Here is a 19,312-nt window from a genome sequence, read left to right as displayed (position 1 = left end):
AATCACGCCAGCAACGCCTCACGCATCGCCTTTCCGGGGTTGAAGCCGCCGACGATCCGGTTGGCGGCCGGATCCCACACGTCGACCGTGTTGTTGCGCCGCATCTGCTCGCGAATGCCGGACGGCAGCGGCGGCGCGTCGGACATCGCGCCCCGGATCTCCCGGGCCGCGTCGATCGCGGCCGAGCCCAGGTTCGCGGTGTCCACGTCGGGCACCACCCGGCCGTACTCCCAGGAGGCCGTGATCAGGTCGAGGATCTCCAGGACGTGCGCCAGGACCGGCTGCGGGTCGGTGACCTTCACCAGGCGGCCGGCCTGTCGCGCGATCACCGTCACGGCGGCCGCGACATGCACGTACGGATGAAGCGGGAAACCCGGACCACCGGCCAACGGTGACCGCAGCCGCGGCCCGGCGCCCTGCCACGCCCATCGGTAGTCCCGGCGATCCACCTGGAAACCCTGGCCCGCGGTGGCCGCGAAGGCCGCGTCGGCGAACTCCCGCAGCACGATCGCCGCCACCACGATCCCGTCGTCGCCGTCGAGGAGCGCGACCGCCTGGTCGGCCTGGTCGGTGAACCGCCCCGGCACGTGCGGACCGAACCGTTCCCGCAGTTCGCGGTAGAGATCCTGCTGACGAGCAGGGTCCTGCCCGGTCTGCTGCCGACCCGACCCGAACCGGAACCACCGCATGTCGCCTCGTCTCAGCCGTCAAGAAGATCGCGCCACATGGTAGTTCGTCACCGGTGTTCACATTTAACCGGCGGGTGCGGGTTGACAGTTCACAATCGAGGAACGCTAATGGGAAACACCGTTTCGGAGAGCGTTACGACCGACCTACTGGGGGTCCCCGTGTCTCTGTCCCTTCGCCATGCCCTCGCCGCGCTCGTGATGTCCGCGAGCGTCCTGTTCGCCACCGGTTCGACCGCGCACGCCGCCACCGCCACCGAAGTGGACGGCGAGATCTCGGTGCCCTGCTGGATCCACACCTACAAGCCCGACGCCGACTGGTACTTCCCGGCCACCACCAGCCCGAAGGCGCTCGTCTACCTCCAGCACGGCTTCTCCCGCGCCAACGACAACGTCGCCGATCTGGCCCGCAAGTACCAGGCCGCGGGCTATCTGGTCTTCGCGCCGACGCTGCCGTCCGCCGACATCTACGGCTGCACGGTCAACAACCTGGGCAACAACACCGTCTTCCTGAACAGCGTGGCCGCCTGGATCGGTACTGCCACCACCTCGTCCGGCGCGCTCGCCACCAGCTACGCCGCGGCCGCGGCCAAGGCCGGACGGTCCGGCAGCACCCTGCCCACCGGCTACGTGCTGGCCGGGCACTCGGCGGGCGGCGAGGCGGTCGCCTACATCGCCGACCGGTTGCGCACCACCTACCCGGCCGCGTTCGCGAACCTGAAACATCTGCAACTTCTCGACCCGGTGAAGTCGATCTTCGGCAACAACCTGGCGAACGGGCTCAACGGGCTGGCCGGCACCTCGCTGCCGATCCTGACCATCTCGTCGCCGCCCTACCTGGCCAACAGCGACGCCGGCGGCACGGTCGCACTCACCGACCTGATCGACCGGGACTTCCTCGGCGTGCGGCTCACCACCGGCTCGCACTGTGACGCCGAGGGGGCCAGCACCAACGCGCTGTGCACGCTGACCGCCGGGACTTCCCAGGCGGCCAACGTGACGGCGTTGCAGACCCTCGCGGTGAACTGGGCGATCGGCACCGACCCGTCCTACTACCCGGGCGGCACCTACTCCCAGGGCCTGCTTTCCGGCGGCGTGATTCAGACGCTCAGCGGCAACTGAGTCGTCACATCGCCGTGGGCGGCCCTCACCCACCCCTTGCCGGACAGGCGCAGGTGGAGCGTACGCATGAGGGCCGCCCTGTCCTCGGCGGACAGTGACCGGACCGCGGCGTGTTCGGCGACGAGCGCCAGCGCGGAGGCGTCGTCCAGATCCTCCGGCCGCGGTGGCAGACCCGCCTGCCGCGCCCGGCGCAGCCCGGTCTGCGTGCCGAGCACCGCGATCGGCGCCACCCCGAGCTCACGCTCCAGATACTCCAGGTCGGCCGGATCGGCGACCTTGTTGCCGACGATCGCGACGGTCTCCAGCACCCCGGCGGCCTCGGCCAGTTCCCGGTAGCGGCGGGCCACCGACACCGACTCCGGTGTCGGCTCGGCCACCACGACGATCGTGTCGAACTGGGCGTGCAGCGAGTTCGCGAACGCGTCGGTGCCGGCCACCATGTCGCAGACCACCCAGCCGTCGTCGGCCGGGTCCAGGTGCGACAGCAGGTTCTCCAGGATCGCCAGATGCCCGTGATAGCAGCCGGAGCCGATGTCGCGGGCCTCGTAGGTGCCGACGTGCATGACGTGCGTGCGCTCGTCGAGCGCGGTCGCGTGCCCGGCCAGCACCGGATCGTCGCCGTCCAGCGTGACCAGCCGCGAACCGGGCCCCGGCGGTGTCGTCGCCACGAAGTGCTCGACCCCGTCGATCCGGCTGTTGCTCCCGATCAGGTGCGTACGCACCCGCCGGACGTTGTCCGGATGCGACAGCGCGGCCTCGGCCCGCGCGGTCACCCCGAGCAGCGGCGCGAGGTGCACGTTGACGTCGGCGTCGACGGCCAGGACCCGATGCCCGGCCGCCCGCAGGTGCTGCACGAACAGCGCCGCGAGCGTGCTCTTCCCACTCCCGCCCTTGCCAGTGAAAGCGATTTTCATTTGCAAGAAGATAAGGGCAAAGAGTTTCCTTCGGTACGAGCCACGCCGAGAACCCGGGCTACACCGCGACGCGATCGGCCGGTCCCGGCCGACAGCGCGACCGCCGGGCAGATGCGAACACCGGCTCACCTCTAACATCCACGATCATGAGCAACGAGGGCACCGTGTCGCTGACGCCCAAACAGATCATCCGGCTCCTGATCATCGGGGTGCTGTTCCTGGTGTTCCTGGTCGATGTCTGCCTGCAGATCCGCGCCCAGCGCGAGGCCACACCCCCGTCCGGCGCGTCGCCCTTCGGCACGACCGCATCCGGCGCACCCACCTCCGGACAGCAGGCCACCGACGCTCGCAACGCCGCACTGATGGAGACCCTCTTCGGTCCCCCGCGGATCCGGTCCCACGACCCGAGCGCCCTCATGAAGGCCGCCGGCCAGCCGACCCGCCTGAGCAGGGGCGAAGCCGAATGGCTGGTGACCCCGTCGAACCCGACCACCACGACCGCGGCCTGCGCCACCGGCCCGGTGGTGACGATCGACCTTCACGTGGAGACGACGGCCGGCACCGATTCCCTGCCGCTGGACGCGCTCCTGCTGATCACCGACGAGGGCCCGATCGCACCGAGCGTGGCCTGCTCGACCGGTTTCACCGGAACCACCGTTCAGCGCCTGCTGGCCTTCCCGGCAACCTCCTATGACCAGTTGATGGTCGCCGACGACCCCACCCAGCCCCAGGCCATCTGGCACCTACCCTGACGCGCGGCGTGGCAGGGCGAGCCGCGTTCAGCCCGGCGGGCGCGGTGCGGTGCGGGCCTGTGTGGCCGTACCCAATTCCGGTCGGTCGTGTCAGGATGTCTTGCAAACGTTCCCGCAAAATGTCAAGGACTCCCCATGACGCAATCCGACCTGCGCGAAGTGGCACTGCTGCTGCGTGAGCAAGACGACGTCGCCGTGGCGACCCGGGACCTCGCCGCCGGGGAGGTGCTGCGGCACGACGGGCGGGAGCTGACCGTCGCGAATCCGGTGCCCCGCGGCCACAAGATCGCTCTGCGGGACCTCACGACCGGGACGCCGATCCACAAATACGGACAGGTGATCGGGCGGACCACCGCCGACGTGCCGGCCGGTGATCATGTGCACGCGCACAACCTGGGAATGGCCGCGGTCGATCACGAGTACGAGTTCGGGACCGCGCTCGTCGAGATCCCGCCGGCCGAGTACGGGCGCACCTTCCAGGGCTACCGGCGCAGCGACGGCAGTGTCGGCACACGGAACTTCGTCGGCATCGTGACCTCGGTGAACTGTTCGGCGTCGACGGCCCGGATGATCGCCGACCAGTTCCGGGGGCCGATCATGGACGTCTACCCGAACGTGGACGGTGTGGTCGCGCTCGCCCACGACTCCGGCTGTGGCATGGTTCCGGCCAGTGAGGGTGGGCAGATCCTCCTGCGGACGCTGCGCGGCTACGCGAGTCACCCGAACATCGGCGGGATCCTCGTGCTCGGGCTGGGCTGCGAGATGATCGGCGTGGACACGCTGCTGGCCGGGCTGCCGGACGACTCGGACACGATCGTCGAGCGGCTCACCATTCAGGACACCGGCGGGGTCCGGGCGACCGTGCGGGCCGGGGCGGACGTGGTCCGTACGCTGCTGGAGCGCCTGAACGAGCGCCGCCGCGAGACGTTCCCCGCCTCGAAACTGGTGGTCGGCCTGAACTGCGGCGGCTCCGACGGCTACTCCGGGATCACCGCCAACCCGGCTCTCGGGCACGCCTCCGATCTGCTCGTGGCGCAGGGCGCGACGACCGTGCTGGCCGAGACGCCGGAGGTGTTCGGTGCCGAGCACCTGCTCACCCGGCGGGCGGTCAGCAAGGAGGTCGGGCAGCGGCTGCTCGACCGGATCGCCTGGTGGCACCGGTATGTCGAGGCGGGCGGCGGCACCCTGGACAACAACCCGTCTCCCGGCAACAAGGCGGGCGGCCTGACCACGATCCTGGAGAAGTCACTCGGCGCGGTGGCGAAGGGCGGTTCGGCGCCGCTGACCGCCGTCTACGAGTACGCCGAGAAGATCACCGACCGGGGCTTCACCTTCATGGACACGCCCGGCTACGACCCGGTGTCGGTGACCGGCCTGGTCGCGGGCGGTGCCACGGTCGTCGTGTTCACCACCGGCCGGGGTTCGGTGCTGGGCGGCAAACCGGCGCCGGTGCTGAAGGTCGCCACCAACTCGGAGACCTACCAGCGGATGCGCGAGGACATGGACCTCGATACCGGCGGCATCGTCACCGGATCGCTGACCATCACCGACGCCGGGGAGCAGATCTTCGAGGCGATCCTGGCGGTGGCCTCCGGCCAGGTGACCTGCAGTGAGGACCTCGATCTGGGCCGCGACGAGTTCATCCCGTGGCAGCTCGGAGCAGTGACCTAAACCGCGGCGGACGAGGCGCGGACGACCAGGGTGGTGGGGAGGATGACCTCGGCGCCCTGGGCGGCCGTCATGCTGCCCCGGCCGAGCAGCAGGTCGAGACCGATCGCACCGGCCCGGTCCTTCGGCACGGCGACACTGGTCAGCGGCGGGTGGCTCATCGCGGCGAAGCTTATGTCGTCGTAGCCGACCACGCTCATCCGCTCCGGGACGACCGCGCCGCGGGCCGCCAGCCGGTGCAGCAGACCCATCGCGACCAGGTCGTTGTAGGCGAGCACCGCGGTGGCCGGACCCGCCAGCACCAGGTCGCCGGCGAGCACCCCGCCGTCGAACGTGGGCGCCACCGAACCGACCGGCAGGATCTCCAGATCGTCGTCGGCCCGGAACTCGGCGAGCCCGGCCAGCCGCTGCCGGGACGCCCACGAGTCCTCCGGGCCGGAGACGTACGCGATCCGCCGATGCCCGAGCGCACGCAGATGCCGGATCGCCTGCCGGGTGCCGTCGACGATGTCGGCCACCACCGACGACAGGCCGGGCACCCGCCGGTGCAGCAGCACCGTGTTCTGCGGGTCGGCCGCCTTCAGCAGCTCGGCGTCCCGGGCTCGGGGCGAGCAGAGCAGAATCCCGTCGGTGTTGTGCCGCAGCGTGGCGATCGCCTCCAGCTCGGCGACCGGATCCTCGTCGGTGTCGCTGATGAACACCCCGCAGTCGACCGCCCGGGCCCGGGCGGTGACCCCCTTGGCGACGTCGGCGAAGAACGGATTACGCAGATCGGGGACGATCAACCCCAGGTTTCCGGTACGGCCGGTGATCAGCCCCCGGGCGGCCCGGTTGGGTTGGTACCCGAGTCGGTGCGCGACCGCCATCACCGCCTCGCGGGTGGACGGGCTGACACTGCCGCCGGTCAGGGCACGGGACACCGTCGAGACCGAGACGCCTGCGGCACGCGCGACATCCTGCACGGTCGTGCGCACCAACCCGAACTCCTCACGCTCTGTCCTGCTGCCGCGCCAGCATAAGTCGCCGCTCAGCGCCGTCACAGCAGGGGCCACGCAGGATAACCGTATGCGAGCGATGGTCTACCGGCGTTACGGCCCGCCCGAGGTGTTGCAGCCGGTTGAACTGCCCACTCCGTCGCCGTCCGGCGATCAGGTCCTGATCCGGGTCCACGCCGGCACCGTCACCTCCGCGGAGTCCGGGATGCGCCAGGGGCTGCCGCGCTGGGGGCGGATCATCATCGGACCGTTTCAACCCCGCCGCGGGGTACGGGTACTCGGCCTCGAATTCGCCGGAGAGGTGGTCGCGACCGGCCCGGACGCGCAGCGCTACCGGGTCGGCGAGCGGGTGTTCGGGTTCACCGGGTTCGCGCTGGGTGCCAACGCCGAGTACCTGTGCCTGCCGGAGCGGGCGTCGATGACGACCATCCCGAACCGGGTCACCTACGCCGAGGCGGCCGCCTGCGTCGACGGGTTCACCACCGCGTGGCACTTCCTGCGGCGGATCGCCCGGATCGAGGCGGGCCGGAAGGTGCTGGTCATCGGGGCGTCGGGAAGTATCGGGACGTACGCGGTGCAACTCGCGGCCCGGACCGGGGCGATCGTGCACGGGGTGTGCAGCGGGCGGAACGCGGCTCTCGTGAAGTCTCTCGGGGCGGCCCGGGTCTTCGACTACGCCACTGAGGACTTCACCGCCGGCGGGGAGCGGTACGACGTCGTGTTCGACACGGTCACGCGTAGCTCGTACCGCGGATGCCGTCCGGTCCTCGCCCCTCGGGGCGTTTATCTCCCGACCACCGGAATGATCAACAACGTGCTGGCCCTGAGCACCGCCCTGACCGGTGGCCGCCGGGTCCGGACCGGCATGTCGGTCCGCAAGCATGAGGCCCTCGCCGAGCTCCGCGACCTGCTCGACCACGACCGACTACGAGTCGTGATCGACCGTACCTACCCGATCGCCGAGCTGGTCGAGGCACACCGCTACGTCGACACCGGACGCAAGACCGGCAACGTCGTGATCACGGTCAGCGATCACGACGGGCAGACGACGTCCTCAGCGACCTCTCCGCTCTCCGAGTCGAGGATCACCAGGTAGGCCGGGGCGTCGATGCCCGGCTCGACGTGGCAGAGGATGATCGGCTGCACCTGAGGCGAGTCGGGGGCGGCGGGAACCGCGGGCTCACCGGCCAGAGCGGCCAGCATCAGACCGGCCACCACCAGGACCAGGCGGCGGGGCCGGGCGGCACGCGGCGCCACCTCGGGTCGGGGCGAATCCAGATCGATGACCGGCACCGTTCGATCCTAGTCCGTCCGGTCTCCTTCGGGTGACCGGCGAATCGCCCGGGTGGCTCCCCGCCCGCGGCCGGCTCTCCGGGCGGTCTCGGCGGTCCGACGACCGCCCGGAGCACCAGCCGGTCAGTAATCCCACTTCTGGTGGGACGCTCCGGAACACTCCCAGACCTGGACCACCACACCGTTGGCGGTGCTCGCGTCGGGGACGTCGACGCACTTGATCGCCCACAGGTTGACCAGGTCGTAGGACTCGTTGTAGTTCCACTGCTGGGCCCGGGCCCCGGTGCAGGTGGCCAGGTCGAGGGTGGCGCCGTCGCCGGTGCCCGCGATCTGGACGCATTTGCCGCGGACGCGCAGCGTGCCGTCGGACGGGTGGGTGAACCGCTGCCCGGCGTCGCCGTTGCAGGCCCACGACTGGATCCGGCCGGTCGTCCCGGGCGCGTAGAGGCAGGTCCCGGTGCCGTGGCTGACGAACTGCCGCCCGGCGACGACCGCCGGGGTCGTCGTGGTCGCGGTGCTCGGAGACACGGCGGCGGGCGTCGCACTCGCCGGTCTCGTCGGCTTGACCGAGCCGCTCGCGACACCGGAAGGCCCGGCGGCCGACGCACCCGGACGCGGGCGGGTGGTCCGGACCGGCACACTCGCGATCGGACTTCCCGCGCCACCGGCCTCCCCCGCCGACGGCAGGACGAGAGCGGCGTCCGGCTGCGGCTCCGCGGTGCCTCCGCCAGAGATCATGGGGTACGCCACAAGCCCACCCGTGACCAGCAACGCGACCGCCGCCGCCACGACCAGGGCACGGTGCCGGGATCGCGGCGCGACCACGGGTGAGGCGACCGTCGAACCGCTTCGCCCGGCCGGGTCCGGCGGCGGCCCCGCCCCCATCGAACCGTCGGCGGTCTCCGGCGCTGCCCCGAGGAGCGGCTGAGCCGTGGCCGGTCCGACCGGCGGCCGCCCGGAGTCGGTACCGGAACCGACCTGCCGAGGAGCCAGGACCGCCAGCGGATCGACCGGCTTGCGCGGTGACGGCTCCAGCACCGCGAGCGGATCAGCCGAACCGGTGACCGGCCCGTGGGACACGAGCCCGGGCCCGGCAAACCCGGAAGCGGGTGCGGGCGCGGCGGGCGGGAGGACCGGGGCCGGGGTTCGCTGGTTGGGGACGGCGAAGGTGGGTTGCTCGTAGCGGGGCGTCTCCGGCGGTGGGGCCGCGCCCGGCGACGTCGCCGCGAGCAGCAGCCGCTGGGCGGTCTCGGCGTCGGCACGTCGGGCCGGGTCGCGCTGCAGCAACGCGGTCAGGGCGTGACGCAGGACGCCGGCGCGTTCCGGTGCGGCCGGGAGTTCGGTGGCCAGGGCGGCCAGGGTCGCCATCGGGGACGAGCGGACATAGGGTGGCCGGCCCTCGACCGCGGCATAGAGGGTCGCGCCGAGCGACCACAGATCGGCGGGCGGCCCGATCTCCGCGTCGAGGGCGCGTTCCGGGGCGAGGTACTGCGGGGAGCCGAGCACGATGCCGGTGCTGGTCATGCCGGCGTCCCCGGCCGCGGTGGCCAGGCCGAAATCGGTCAGCACCACCCGCCCGTCGTGGGCGAGCAGGACGTTGCCCGGCTTGACGTCACGGTGGAGCAACCCGACCCGGTGCGCGGCGCGCAGGGCGGCCAGCACGCCGAGGCCGACCCGGGCGACCCGGTCGGGGGCCATCGGCCCGTCGTCGCGGACGGTGTCGAACAACGACCGGGACGGGACCAGCTCCATGACGATCCACGGTTCGCCGCGGTCGAAGACGACGTCGAAGATCCGGACCACGTTGGGATGGTCGAGCATGGCGATGGCGCGGGCCTCGCGGATGGTGCGTTCCCGGAGTGCGCCGAGTTCGGCCTGGGTGAGGCCGGCCGCCGGGACGAGCTCCTTGACGGCCACGTCGCGGGCGAGCAGCTCGTCGCGGGCGGACCAGACGCGGCCCATGCCGCCCTGGCCTATCTGGCCTACCAGGCGGTAGCGTTCGGCGATCAGATTCGGACGGCTGTCGGGCACTGCGGCACGGTACCGGCATCGGCTGTGGCGGTGTGTCCGACGGGGACACCGGGCCGGGCCGTCAATCGGATGTCAATCGATTCCGGCCACCCGCGGTAACCACTGGTCAGTGGTGATCACCTGCAGGCCGGACCGAACCCCGTGTGCCCACGATGTGGGAGCTGTGACGTCTACCACGAGGTGATCCACGAGCGGGTCACGGCGGCCGGGACCCGCGGGCCGGCCACGATCACGCCACGGTCGACGTGGACCGGTGTGGTCGCCGGGTCGGGGCCCAGGTTGACCGCGAGCGCGGCGGCGAACTCGACACCGCGCAGCAGCAGGCGCGGCTGCGCGCCGGGCTCGGTGATCTCGCCGCGACGGCCGGCCGGAAACGCGAGGGGGAACGTCATCTGTGTCATGACAGGAGCTTGACCTGCCAATTTCTGCCCACCCCGTGAGCGTCCTGTGGGATTGCTGTAGAGCCCGGCCGGCCGGGTCATGGCAGGGTGGTGGGAATGACGATGCTGTCCGCCGGTGTGGCCCTGGTCGCCGCGGTGCTCCCGATGACCGGTGTCCCGGCGCACGCCGAGCCGGCGGCCCTCTGCCGGGTGAAAGACGACCGGCTCGTGGAGATCTCCGGCCTGGTCGCGGACGGTACGGGCTACGTGGTCGTCAACGACGGGGCCGACGAGGAGTCCGGGCGGAAGATCTTCTACCTGAGCCGCAAGTGCAAGGTCACCCGTACCGTGTCGTTCCCGTCGAAGCCCCGGGACACCGAGGACATGGCCCGCGCCGCGGACGGCACACTGTGGATCGGCGACATCGGCGACAACGACCGCGAGCGGGACACCATCGGGTTGTGGCGGCTGGCCCCCGGCGCCGAATCGCCGAAACTGTTCCGGCTGTCCTACCCGGACGGCCCGCACGACGCGGAGGCGCTGCTCGTGGCCGGCGACGGGACCCCGATCGTGGTCACCAAGGATCCGCTGACCGCCGGGGTGTATGTACCGGAGCGGCCGCTCGACGCGTCGGCGACGGTTCCGCTGCGGCGCGCCGGTGACTTCCGGATCCCGGTCACGACCACCGACAATCCGTACGGCTTCAAGGGCCGTTTCGTCGTCACGGGTGCCGCGACCAGCCCCGACGGGAAACGGGTCGCGCTTCGGACGTACGCCGACGCGTTTGAATTCGATGTCGAGGCGGGCGGCACCGCCGACGCCGTCGTGACCGCGATCGGCGAGGGGTCGCCGCGCCGGATCGCCCTGCCGAACGAGCCGCAAGGCGAGTCGATCGCCTACCCGCCGGACGGCACGGCGCTACTGAGCATCTCGGAGATGGCCGACGGCGCCGACAGTGTGGACATGCTGCGGTACCCGCTTCCGGACGCCCCGACCCCGGTCGCCACCTCGTCGCCGTCTTCGTCGCCACCGCCGTCGAAGGCGGATTCGGAGAAGGCGAACCGGCCCGTCGCCGCCGGGCAGGCCGATGAGGGCGGCATCCCGGTCGGCGCGCTGGCCGCCGGGATCGGACTGGCCGCGGCTGCCCTGCTGCTCGGTGTGCTCATCGCCCGCCGCCGCACCCGCTGACGGCCAACCGTCGCCCGCCAAGACACCGGCGAGCGGCACGGCAGGACTGCCTCCAGACGCCACGACACCGGCGAACGGCACTGCAGCGCTGCTTCGAGACGCCACGACACCCGCGAGCGGCACGACAAGGCTGCTTCCCAACACCACAACACCCGCGAGCGGCACGGCAGGGCTCTCTACAAGGGGTTTTAGGGTTCATACCGTGCTGCTGAGGACGCCTTCGGAACGCTTTGGGGTTCCTACTGCGCCGCTGGCCGCGAAAATGTGGCGTTGTCATGGCCGAGACTCGTCGGCGTGTGGGACTTCAGCCACGAAGTCCCACACGGCCACCAAGCCACCGGGTCACCAAGCCACCGGGTCACCGGGTCACCGGGTCACCGGGTCAGGCCGAGCCTCCCGCGACAGGGAAGCTCGCAACCCCAAGCCGTCTCGGTCTTGCGGAGCCCGGCGTCGCAGAAGCCAGCGACCTGACCCGATGTCACTACCGGTGGCGCTTGACGACCGGGTCGACGAGTGTCGGATGATCAAGGAGGTACGCGGCCACCCGATCCTCCTTGACCGCGGCGAAGAAGCTGGTCACGCCGGTGGCGTAGCGCTCGCCGAGATACCTGCCGTGGTCGAAGACCGGCCCGCCGGGCAGGGTGACCGTGACGACGGCCGTGGTGTCGACGTTCTTGAGCGCGACCAGCCAGTCGGTGATGTCGTGGCCACCGTCCTCGACGATGAGATCGTCACCGACCGTGGCCATCACCTTCAGCAGTTGGGCCGGGTCGGTGATCTTCCGGGCCACCGCCCGCAGGAGCTGCCGCTGGTGGCGCTGCCTGTCGTAGTCGCTCTTGGGCAGGCCGTAGCGCTGCCGGACGAAGTCGAGTGCCTCCCATGGGCGTAGCCGTACCGGCGTGGTGCTCTTGGGGTAGATCTTCTGCGGTCCGGTGTACGGCCGCATGCAGGTTCCGCCGATCCGGCAGCCGGGCAGCAGGTCGCGGCGGGTGCCGTCCGGTTTGAGGTGCTCGGAGACGACGTCCTGGTCGACTGTCATCTCGACGCCGCCGAGCGCCTCGACCATCCGCTTGAAGCCACCGAAGTTGATCACCGCACCGGCGTCGAACCGTTTGATGCCGGTGACCTGGCCGACCGTGGTGGCGAGCAGGTCGTACCCCTGGGCGGGGTCGTAGCGGTCCGGGCCGGTCTCGCTGCCCAGCGCCATCGCCGCGTTGATCTTCGCGTAGCGGCCGGCGGTGCCGGTCCGGGCGAACGGCGGGATCCACACCACCAGGTCGCGGGGCAGGGAGAACAGGTAGACGCCGCGGCGGTCGGCCGGGATGTGCGCCACGATGATCGTGTCGGACAGCGGCCGGGTGTGGGTGCCGCGCGGGTCGATGCCGGCCAGCAGGATGTTGAGCGGCCCGGCCAGACCGGCCTGCGGCGGGCCCGCCACGGACGGCACGGTGACCGCGGCGGGCAGCAGCAGGAGGACGCCGACGGCGATGGCGAGCCGAGCCCACCGCCGTTTCGCTGAATCGGGCATAAGGTATATCTACAACAGCTCCCGGACCATCGGGGCGACCTTCGCCCCAAACAGCTCGACCGCGCGGGTACGGGCACTCACCGACTGCGCCCCCGCGGTGTAGATCAGGTCGAACCGCCCCACGCCGAGCGTCCGGATCGCCGCCGCCATCTTGCGGGCCACCGTCTCCGAGGCACCGACGTACAGCGACCCGTCCTCCACCTCGTGGTCGAACTCGGCCCGGGTGAGCGGCGGCCAGCCACGCAGCGCCCCGATCCGGTCCCGCTGGATCTTGTACGCCGGGTAGTACAGCTCCTTGGCCTCGTCGTCGGTGTCGGCCACGAAACCCGGCGAGTGCATGCCGACCGGGTGGGCGACGGTGCCGAGCTGGTCGGCGGCCCGCCGATAGAGGTCGATGTAGGGCGCGAACCGGGCCGCCGGGCCACCGATGATGGCGAGCATCAGCGGCAGGCCGTGTCGGGCGGCGCGGACCACTGATTCCGGGGAACCGCCGACCCCGACCCAGGTGGCCAGCCGCCCGCTCTCGGTCTTGGGATAGACGTCGGCGTCGGTGAGCGCGGCCCTGGTCCGGCCGGACCAGGTGACCGGTTTCTCGTCGAGCAGCTTCACGAACAGGTCGAGCTTCTCCTCGAACAGCCGCGCATAGTCGGCCATGTCGTAGCCGAACAGCGGGAACGACTCGGTGAACGAGCCCCGACCGAGGATCACCTCGGCCCGCCCGTTGGAGAGCGCGTCGACCGTGGCGAACCGCTGGAAGACCCGGACCGGGTCGTCGGAGCTGAGCACCGTGACGCCGGAGCCGAGCCTGATCCGCTCGGTGACACCGGCGATCCCCGCCAGGACGGTCTCCGGGGTGGAGATCGAGTACTCCGGGCGGTGGTGCTCACCGAGCGCGATCGCGTCGACGCCGAGCTGGTCGGCGAGGACCGCCTCGGCGACGACCTGCCGGATCGCGGCCGCCTGCGAGATCGGCTGCCCGGCGTCGTCGACCGGGACGTCACCGAAGGTGTCGAGGCCGAGGATCATGACGCTTCCTCCATACTGATTGACGTGTCAACTAGGCTGATCGACACGTCAAACAGTGGAGGGCCGAGGTTTATGCCCAGGAGACTTCCGACATCCGCCGAGTTGCGGGTCTGGCGGGACTTCATCGAGACCGTCGAGGCCTTGCGGGGCGTGGTCGCCGGGCGCCTGCAGACCGAGACCGGACTCTCCCCCGGCGACTACACGGTGCTGCTCGCCCTGAGCGAGGCCCCGCAGACCCGGCTGCGCCCCTCAGACCTGGCCGCCGCGATCGGCTGGGAGCGCAGCCGGCTGTCGCACCACCTGGGCCGGATGGAGCGGCGCGATCTGATCCGACGGGAGGGGTTCAGCGGCGACAGCCGGGGCGCGTTCGTGGTCCTCGAGGACGCCGGTTCGACGGCGTTCCACTCGGCGACCGTGCCCCATCTGACCGCCGTTCGCGAGCTGTTCGTCGACGCGCTCACTCCGGACCAACTGGACGCCGTGGCGCTGATTTCCGGGGCGTTACGAGATCATCTTCCGGACCGTTGAACCGGAACGCCCCGGGAAACGTATCCACTACGGCCAGGATGCATTTCTCGGGGGAGGAGAATAGCCATTCCCACGGCGCGGCGCGTGATCGCCCCGGAGGTACTTCTGCGGGGCGCGGCACACCATTATCTGCAACATTCCACCATCGACATGGACCTGCTCGCCGCGGAGTTGGCGATCAGCCGGGCGACGCTCTACCGGGCGGTCGGCAGTCGCGACGCGTTACTCGGCGAGGTGTTCTGGGCGATCGCGAAGATCCTGATCGCGGAGGCCGGCGAGGAGGCCGACGGGACCGGCCCGGACCGGGTGATCGCGGTGTCCCGGATCTTCACCGAGCTGCTCGACTCGGCCCAACAGATGCGCACGTTCGTCGACGCCGAGCCGCAGACCGCGGCCCGGGTGTTGTTCACCGCGGCGGCCGAGGTGCGACAACACGCGATCGACGCCCAGCTGCGGATCTTCGTGGAGTCCGGGATCGAGGGCGACCCGGCGGACCTGCGCCGCCGCGCCGCCCTCTACCTGCGCACCCTGGAGGGGGTGCTCTACGGCCCGCTACTGGGCAGCGGCCCGATCGCCTTCGAAGCCGCCGAGCCCGCCCTGCGAGCGCTGCTCACTGACTGAACTGGTCACAGGTCGCGCGGTACTCCTGCACCGCCGCGCCGGTGCCCGGCCCGGGACACACGAACTGCCGGTAACGGGTGTCGTCGTCGACGAACACCTTGAGCCAGGAGATGCTGAACTTCGCGATCGTGGTGTTCGGCGTGTTCGGCGCGAAGTGGCTGGCCCCGTTGAGCTCCAGGAACGCCTTGCCCGGTGCCGACGGCAGGCTCTGGAAGAACGGCTGCGCGTGGCTGCGCACCGGGGCGATGGTGTCCGCCTCGGCGCCGATCACCATCGTCGGCACGCTCACCCGGCTGAACGATTTGGTCAGGTTCCACGGCGTCAACGGGATCGCGGCCTGCAGCGCGGGTCGGCTCTGCGCGGCCTCCAGCGCACCGCCGCCACCCATCGAGTGCCCGATCACCGCGACGCGTGCGGCGTCGACCCGGGTCCGTACGCTGCTGCGCTGGGTCAGGAAGTCGGCCGCCGCGAGCAGCTGACGGCCACGGCTGGCCGGCTGGTCCGAGGTGGTCAGCGTGTCGATGTTGAAGACCACGAAGCCCTGCGACGCGAGTCGTGGAGCCAGCCAGGCCATGCTCGACTTGCGGGCGGTGAAGCCCGGTGCGATGACCACCGCCCCGAAGGTGCCGGCGCCGGTGTCGGTCGGCGCGTAGATGTCCCCGCCGCCGAAGCCGGACACCGACGCGCGGGACACCGTCGACTCGGCGATCGCGAACGGGCCGCGTACCGCCTCGATGCTCGCGTTGCTCGGCGCCGGGCCCTTCGCGAACGACGCGGTGGCCGCGTCGGCATCCGGGATCAGCGTGATTCCGGCACCACCGAGAGCGACCACGGCGGCGATTCCGAATAACTTTGGAATTACCTTGCCCACTTCTCTCTCCCCACTGTGTGAAACGTTTACCGGCACAATTCTTGGCCCGCCGGCAGAGCATCAACAACGGATCGGAGAATGCTGAGACGGGAGTCCGGGCACCGAGCGATAAAGCGCCCGAAACGGACGAAGATTGATAGTCAGCGATCCGACGCCTACCGTTCATCAACCGTCCTCAATGGGCAAATACGTTCCGGCCCATGGATCGGCGAACTCTTCTGCGCACCACGATGGCCGGCGCCGGTGGCCTGGCCCTGCCCTTCACCGCCTGGTCGGCCGCGTACGCCGCGCCGGCCCAGAACGCCACCGGCCCGTACGGCGCGCTCCAGGCCGCCGACGCCAACGGCATCCAGCTTCCGGCCGGATTCACCAGCACCGTGATCGCCCGCTCCCGGCAGACCGTGCCCGGTACGTCGTACGTCTGGCACGACGCGCCCGACGGCGGCGCGGTCATCCCGAACGGCTCCGGCTGGGTCTACGTCTCCAACTCCGAGGTCAGCTCGTCCGCCGGTGGCGGCGCGTCCCGGATCCTGTTCGACTCGACCGGCGCGATCGTCGGCGCGTCGCGCATCCTCTCCGGCACCAACCAGAACTGCGCGGGCGGCAAGACCCCGTGGAACACCTGGCTGAGCTGCGAAGAGGTGAGCCTCGGCAGGGTCTGGGAGACCTACCCCCTCGGCGGTACGGCGGTGGCCCGGCCCGCGATGGGCCGGTTCAAGCACGAGGCGGCCGCCGCCGACCCGGTTCGCAAGGTGATCTACCTGACCGAGGACGAGACGAACGGCCGCTTCTACCGGTTCGTGCCGACCACCTGGGGCGACCTGTCCGCCGGCACGCTTCAGGTGTTCGTCGCCGGCAGCGGCACCTCGGGGTCGTTCACCTGGGCGAACGTGCCCGACCCGGACGGCTCCCCCACAGCCGTCCGCAGCCAGGTGTCCGGATCGAAGTCGTTCAACGGCGGCGAGGGCTGCCACTACGCCAACGACACCGTCTGGTTCACCACCAAGGGCGACAATCGGGTGTGGCAGGTCAACCTCCTGACCGGCACGTACGAGCTGGCGTACGACGACAACCTGATCACCTCGGGCAGTGCGCCGCTCACCGGCGTCGACAACGTGACCGGGTCGTCGTACGGCGATCTCTATGTCGCCGAGGACGGCGGCAACATGGAGATCTGCATGATCACGCCGGACGACAGGATCTCGGTGTTCCTGCGGGTCACCGGGCAGGGTTCGTCGGAACTGTGCGGGCCGGCGTTCACTCCGGCCGGCAACCGCCTCTACTTCTCGTCGCAGCGGGGCACGAGTGGAGCGTCCTCCGGCGGCATCACCTACTGCATCACCGGGCCTTTCCGGACATAAGAGCATATGCTCGGCGGATGGACCGGGTCGCGGAACTGCTGGACGGCTGGCGGCAACTGGCCGCCTGGCGGCACGACTGGACCGCGAGCCCCGGACCCCGCAGGTGGAACACCCTGGTCGACCGCCTCAACCGCATCGCGGAGGAGGCGGTCGCCGACCCCGCGGACGTGGCCCGCCTCACGGCCATCGCCGATCAAGATCCCGATCAGTTCGTACGGCAGGACGCGCGCCAATGGATCCACCCCTGGGTGCCTCGCCCGCCGGAACGCGAACATCTCGACCGCTGGTTGCGACACCCGCTGATCAGCCTCGGCGACGTGGCGGCCGAGCACGGGATCGCGCTCGTACCCGCGCCCGCATCCCCGCCCGCACCCGGGCTCGCCCTCCATCTCGCGCCTGATCGGGAACCCGATCTTGCACCCCATCTCCCGCCCGAGTTCGCACCCGATCTCGCGCCCGAGTTCACGCCTCATCTCGCGCCCGAGTTCGCACCCCGTCTCGCGCCCGATCTCGCACCCGGTGAGGAGTCACTCAGCTGGGTCGGCACCGGGGAGGTCCTCGTCCAGCTGGAGACACCGGAATACTCGGCGACCACCGATGCCTGGGCCGGGCTGCCACAAGGCGGCGCCCTCCAGTTCCGCGCAGACGGCACGGTTCGACACATCGAGGATCCACAGCCCGGCGCCGACAGCCGGCACCCGGTCGACATCTGGACCTTCCCCGAGGACTGCACGCAGGCCAACGAGCGGATGCTGGAAACGATCCACTCCCAGTGGGGCGCGATCGAGGACTACCAGCCGGTCACACCGCTGCCGATTCTCCGTGGCACCGGGTCGCGGCGGGTGCTGCAGTTGCCCGGCCGCGCGCCGATCTCGTACGACCTCACCCCGGCCCTCACCGCCGGCCCCCGCTCCTGACCGACCTCCGGCCCGTCACTTCAGCCCTCACGCATTCCCGTGCTCGGGCATCCGTTCCGGCCCTTACTCCAGCGGAACTCCGGCCGCTCGGAGCAAGATTTCGCGAGTCGAGCCCATACCCATCCGGTCCTCGGCGGCGGACATCCCGGCCACCTCCAGCAGGATCGATTCGACGTCAATACCGTCGCCCCGAGCCCGCCGGACGAGATCATCGAGCGCAACGATCAAGTCCCGAGCGTCGTTCCCTTGATCCAATGCGGACAGATGAACGATCTGCCGCCGGACCGCGTCTCCGACAGGGGATTTCTCCGCCGCGGCCCACGCGAAATACGGATATTTTCGAAAAATAGCTCTGACCTGGCCCCGGACCGCTTCCGGACCTGACTCATAGGCGTCGAGCAGGAAACCCAGCGACACCGAAGCCTCGTCGACCACCCCCGCCTCGACCAGCGGATCGCCGAATCCCGACTCGTCGGGCCCCACCGGGCGGGTGGCGATCGGCTCGATCGCCAGATCGATGACGGACACCAACTTTTCGACCTCGGCCAGATCCACGCCTCGGACGATATCGACGCTCGCCACGGCCTCCTATCGTGACAGCGTGATGACCGTCGCGACTGTGGCGCTCTGCTTCGGCATTCTCCTCGTGGCCGGGGCCGGAATCTTCGTCCTGATCATCCTCGGCGACCTTCGAGCTCTCTGGATCCTGAACCGCCTACGCCCGTCACCGGTCGGCACCCGAGGCCGGGTCGCCATGGAGGGAGCCACCGAATACGGCGCCGTCGGTCGTCAGACCGCCCCGGTCACCGGCGAGGACTGCACCTGGTACCGGGTGTCCCTGCTGCGCGAGCCGAGCCGCGCGCTCGCCACCGGCGACGACCCCGACCACGACGTGATCCTGGAGGCGGAGTCACCGTCCTGGCCGACGATCACCGATCATCACCATCGTGTCCCGGTCGACCCACGTCTGGTGTCACCGAAGCGGGCCCTCTACGACCCGATCATGACCGGCACTCCGGCGTACACGGTCACCGAACTGGTGTACACCCGCGCCAAGCCGGTCCCGCTGCCGCCGATCGTCCCGACCGACGTGATCGACGGTCTGCGCAAGTCCGAACGTCTCCGCCTGACCGAGGTCCGGGTTCCGCGTGGCGTGCCGGTCTTCGCCATGGGCCGGGTGACCGACGAGGGCCTGCTCCCCAACCGATCCGGCCTGACCGTCTTCACCACCGACTCCCGGACCGAATCCATCGATTCCCGCCGAAGCGACGCCCGCACCGGCCTGAACGGGGTCCTCTGGCTGACCGCGACCGGCCTCACGTTGGCGGTCCCCTCGGTCCTCTACCTGCTGACCCTGGCCTGACCCCAACCGGCCGTCAGACCTGTCCCACCCCACAACAGCCCTGGTGCCCGGCGGTGAAGACCAACACG

General features: G+C 70.5%; 20 protein-coding genes. 10 read left to right on the top strand and 10 right to left on the bottom strand.

Annotated features, from left to right (window positions below):
- Window positions 1-2: 2 nt before the first annotated feature.
- Window positions 3-689, bottom strand: coding sequence for a hypothetical protein (locus Q0Z83_RS06675; protein ID WP_317792914.1), 687 nt, complete (start codon window positions 687-689; stop codon window positions 3-5).
- A gap of 159 nt (window positions 690-848) precedes the next feature.
- On the opposite strand from Q0Z83_RS06675, the gene Q0Z83_RS06670 reads away from it, so the two are divergent.
- On the top strand, window positions 849-1,808 hold the full coding sequence (locus tag Q0Z83_RS06670; protein WP_317792913.1) for an alpha/beta hydrolase: 960 nt from the start codon (window positions 849-851) through the stop codon (window positions 1,806-1,808).
- Here Q0Z83_RS06670 and Q0Z83_RS06665 read toward each other — a convergent pair.
- Window positions 1,787-2,722, bottom strand: a complete 936-nt coding sequence (locus Q0Z83_RS06665) for an ATP-binding protein (protein WP_317792912.1) — start codon at window positions 2,720-2,722, stop codon at window positions 1,787-1,789. The two genes, Q0Z83_RS06670 and Q0Z83_RS06665, sit on opposite strands and share 22 nt — an antisense overlap.
- A 146-nt stretch (window positions 2,723-2,868) precedes the next feature.
- Here Q0Z83_RS06665 and Q0Z83_RS06660 point away from each other — a divergent pair, with 146 nt between their 5' ends.
- Entirely contained in the window at window positions 2,869-3,474 is a 606-nt protein-coding gene (locus Q0Z83_RS06660; protein WP_317792911.1) for a hypothetical protein, read from the top strand.
- Between the two features lie 135 nt (window positions 3,475-3,609).
- Window positions 3,610-5,145, top strand: coding sequence for a UxaA family hydrolase (locus tag Q0Z83_RS06655; RefSeq protein WP_317792910.1), 1,536 nt, complete (start codon window positions 3,610-3,612; stop codon window positions 5,143-5,145).
- Here Q0Z83_RS06655 and Q0Z83_RS06650 read toward each other — a convergent pair.
- Window positions 5,142-6,116 carry a LacI family DNA-binding transcriptional regulator gene (locus Q0Z83_RS06650; RefSeq protein ID WP_317797044.1) on the bottom strand — a complete coding sequence of 325 codons (975 nt, stop codon included), beginning with the start codon at window positions 6,114-6,116 and terminating at the stop codon, window positions 5,142-5,144. The two genes, Q0Z83_RS06655 and Q0Z83_RS06650, sit on opposite strands and share 4 nt — an antisense overlap.
- A gap of 91 nt (window positions 6,117-6,207) precedes the next feature.
- Between Q0Z83_RS06650 and Q0Z83_RS06645 the strand changes: the two genes are divergently transcribed.
- Complete coding sequence (locus Q0Z83_RS06645; RefSeq protein WP_317792909.1) at window positions 6,208-7,233, top strand: NAD(P)-dependent alcohol dehydrogenase; 1,026 nt, start codon at window positions 6,208-6,210, stop codon at window positions 7,231-7,233.
- Here Q0Z83_RS06645 and Q0Z83_RS06640 read toward each other — a convergent pair.
- The 3 genes from Q0Z83_RS06640 to Q0Z83_RS06630 form a co-directional block, all read right to left on the bottom strand.
- Window positions 7,170-7,430 (bottom strand): hypothetical protein, encoded by a 261-nt coding sequence (locus tag Q0Z83_RS06640; protein ID WP_317792908.1) that lies wholly within the window; start codon window positions 7,428-7,430, stop codon window positions 7,170-7,172. The two genes, Q0Z83_RS06645 and Q0Z83_RS06640, sit on opposite strands and share 64 nt — an antisense overlap.
- 123 nt (window positions 7,431-7,553) lie before the next feature.
- The gene (locus Q0Z83_RS06635; protein ID WP_317792907.1) at window positions 7,554-9,461 is read right to left on the bottom strand and encodes a protein kinase domain-containing protein; all 1,908 of its coding nucleotides are present in this window, start codon (window positions 9,459-9,461) and stop codon (window positions 7,554-7,556) included.
- Window positions 9,462-9,631: 170 nt separating this feature from the next.
- On the bottom strand, window positions 9,632-9,853 hold the full coding sequence (locus tag Q0Z83_RS06630) for a hypothetical protein (RefSeq protein ID WP_317792906.1): 222 nt from the start codon (window positions 9,851-9,853) through the stop codon (window positions 9,632-9,634).
- Window positions 9,854-9,958: 105 nt separating this feature from the next.
- On the opposite strand from Q0Z83_RS06630, the gene Q0Z83_RS06625 reads away from it, so the two are divergent.
- Window positions 9,959-11,029 carry a hypothetical protein gene (locus Q0Z83_RS06625; protein ID WP_317792905.1) on the top strand — a complete coding sequence of 357 codons (1,071 nt, stop codon included), beginning with the start codon at window positions 9,959-9,961 and terminating at the stop codon, window positions 11,027-11,029.
- Window positions 11,030-11,510: 481 nt separating this feature from the next.
- Here Q0Z83_RS06625 and Q0Z83_RS06620 read toward each other — a convergent pair whose 3' ends face one another.
- Both Q0Z83_RS06620 and Q0Z83_RS06615 read right to left on the bottom strand, forming a co-directional pair.
- A complete protein-coding gene (locus tag Q0Z83_RS06620; protein WP_317792904.1) occupies window positions 11,511-12,557 on the bottom strand; it encodes an LCP family protein in 1,047 nt (348 codons plus the stop codon).
- 9 nt (window positions 12,558-12,566) lie between these two features.
- Entirely contained in the window at window positions 12,567-13,583 is a 1,017-nt protein-coding gene (locus Q0Z83_RS06615; protein WP_317792903.1) for an LLM class flavin-dependent oxidoreductase, read from the bottom strand.
- Between the two features lie 72 nt (window positions 13,584-13,655).
- Between Q0Z83_RS06615 and Q0Z83_RS06610 the strand changes: the two genes are divergently transcribed.
- Together Q0Z83_RS06610 and Q0Z83_RS06605 are read left to right on the top strand one after the other, a co-directional pair.
- On the top strand, window positions 13,656-14,111 hold the full coding sequence (locus tag Q0Z83_RS06610; RefSeq protein ID WP_317792902.1) for a MarR family winged helix-turn-helix transcriptional regulator: 456 nt from the start codon (window positions 13,656-13,658) through the stop codon (window positions 14,109-14,111).
- 84 nt (window positions 14,112-14,195) lie between these two features.
- Entirely contained in the window at window positions 14,196-14,732 is a 537-nt protein-coding gene (locus Q0Z83_RS06605) for a QsdR family transcriptional regulator (RefSeq protein WP_317792901.1), read from the top strand.
- On the opposite strand, the gene Q0Z83_RS06600 is transcribed toward Q0Z83_RS06605, so the two are convergent.
- Window positions 14,722-15,564 (bottom strand): alpha/beta hydrolase family protein, encoded by an 843-nt coding sequence (locus tag Q0Z83_RS06600; RefSeq protein ID WP_378078485.1) that lies wholly within the window; start codon window positions 15,562-15,564, stop codon window positions 14,722-14,724. The two genes, Q0Z83_RS06605 and Q0Z83_RS06600, sit on opposite strands and share 11 nt — an antisense overlap.
- A gap of 239 nt (window positions 15,565-15,803) precedes the next feature.
- Here Q0Z83_RS06600 and Q0Z83_RS06595 point away from each other — a divergent pair, with 239 nt between their 5' ends.
- Together Q0Z83_RS06595 and Q0Z83_RS06590 are read left to right on the top strand one after the other, a co-directional pair.
- Complete coding sequence (locus tag Q0Z83_RS06595) at window positions 15,804-16,964, top strand: alkaline phosphatase PhoX (RefSeq protein WP_317792900.1); 1,161 nt, start codon at window positions 15,804-15,806, stop codon at window positions 16,962-16,964.
- A gap of 17 nt (window positions 16,965-16,981) precedes the next feature.
- Window positions 16,982-17,881, top strand: coding sequence for a hypothetical protein (locus Q0Z83_RS06590; protein WP_317792899.1), 900 nt, complete (start codon window positions 16,982-16,984; stop codon window positions 17,879-17,881).
- Window positions 17,882-17,944: 63 nt separating this feature from the next.
- On the opposite strand, the gene Q0Z83_RS06585 is transcribed toward Q0Z83_RS06590, so the two are convergent.
- On the bottom strand, window positions 17,945-18,436 hold the full coding sequence (locus Q0Z83_RS06585; RefSeq protein WP_317792898.1) for a hypothetical protein: 492 nt from the start codon (window positions 18,434-18,436) through the stop codon (window positions 17,945-17,947).
- Window positions 18,437-18,485: 49 nt separating this feature from the next.
- On the opposite strand from Q0Z83_RS06585, the gene Q0Z83_RS06580 reads away from it, so the two are divergent.
- Complete coding sequence (locus tag Q0Z83_RS06580) at window positions 18,486-19,244, top strand: hypothetical protein (protein WP_317792897.1); 759 nt, start codon at window positions 18,486-18,488, stop codon at window positions 19,242-19,244.
- Window positions 19,245-19,312: the final 68 nt, after the last annotated feature.

Origin of the sequence: Actinoplanes sichuanensis (assembly GCF_033097365.1) — a bacterium.
GTDB classification, from domain to species: domain Bacteria; phylum Actinomycetota; class Actinomycetes; order Mycobacteriales; family Micromonosporaceae; genus Actinoplanes; species Actinoplanes sichuanensis.
The sequence above is the reverse complement of the archived record's forward strand: the minus strand, read 5'-3'. Positions and strand labels throughout refer to the sequence as shown.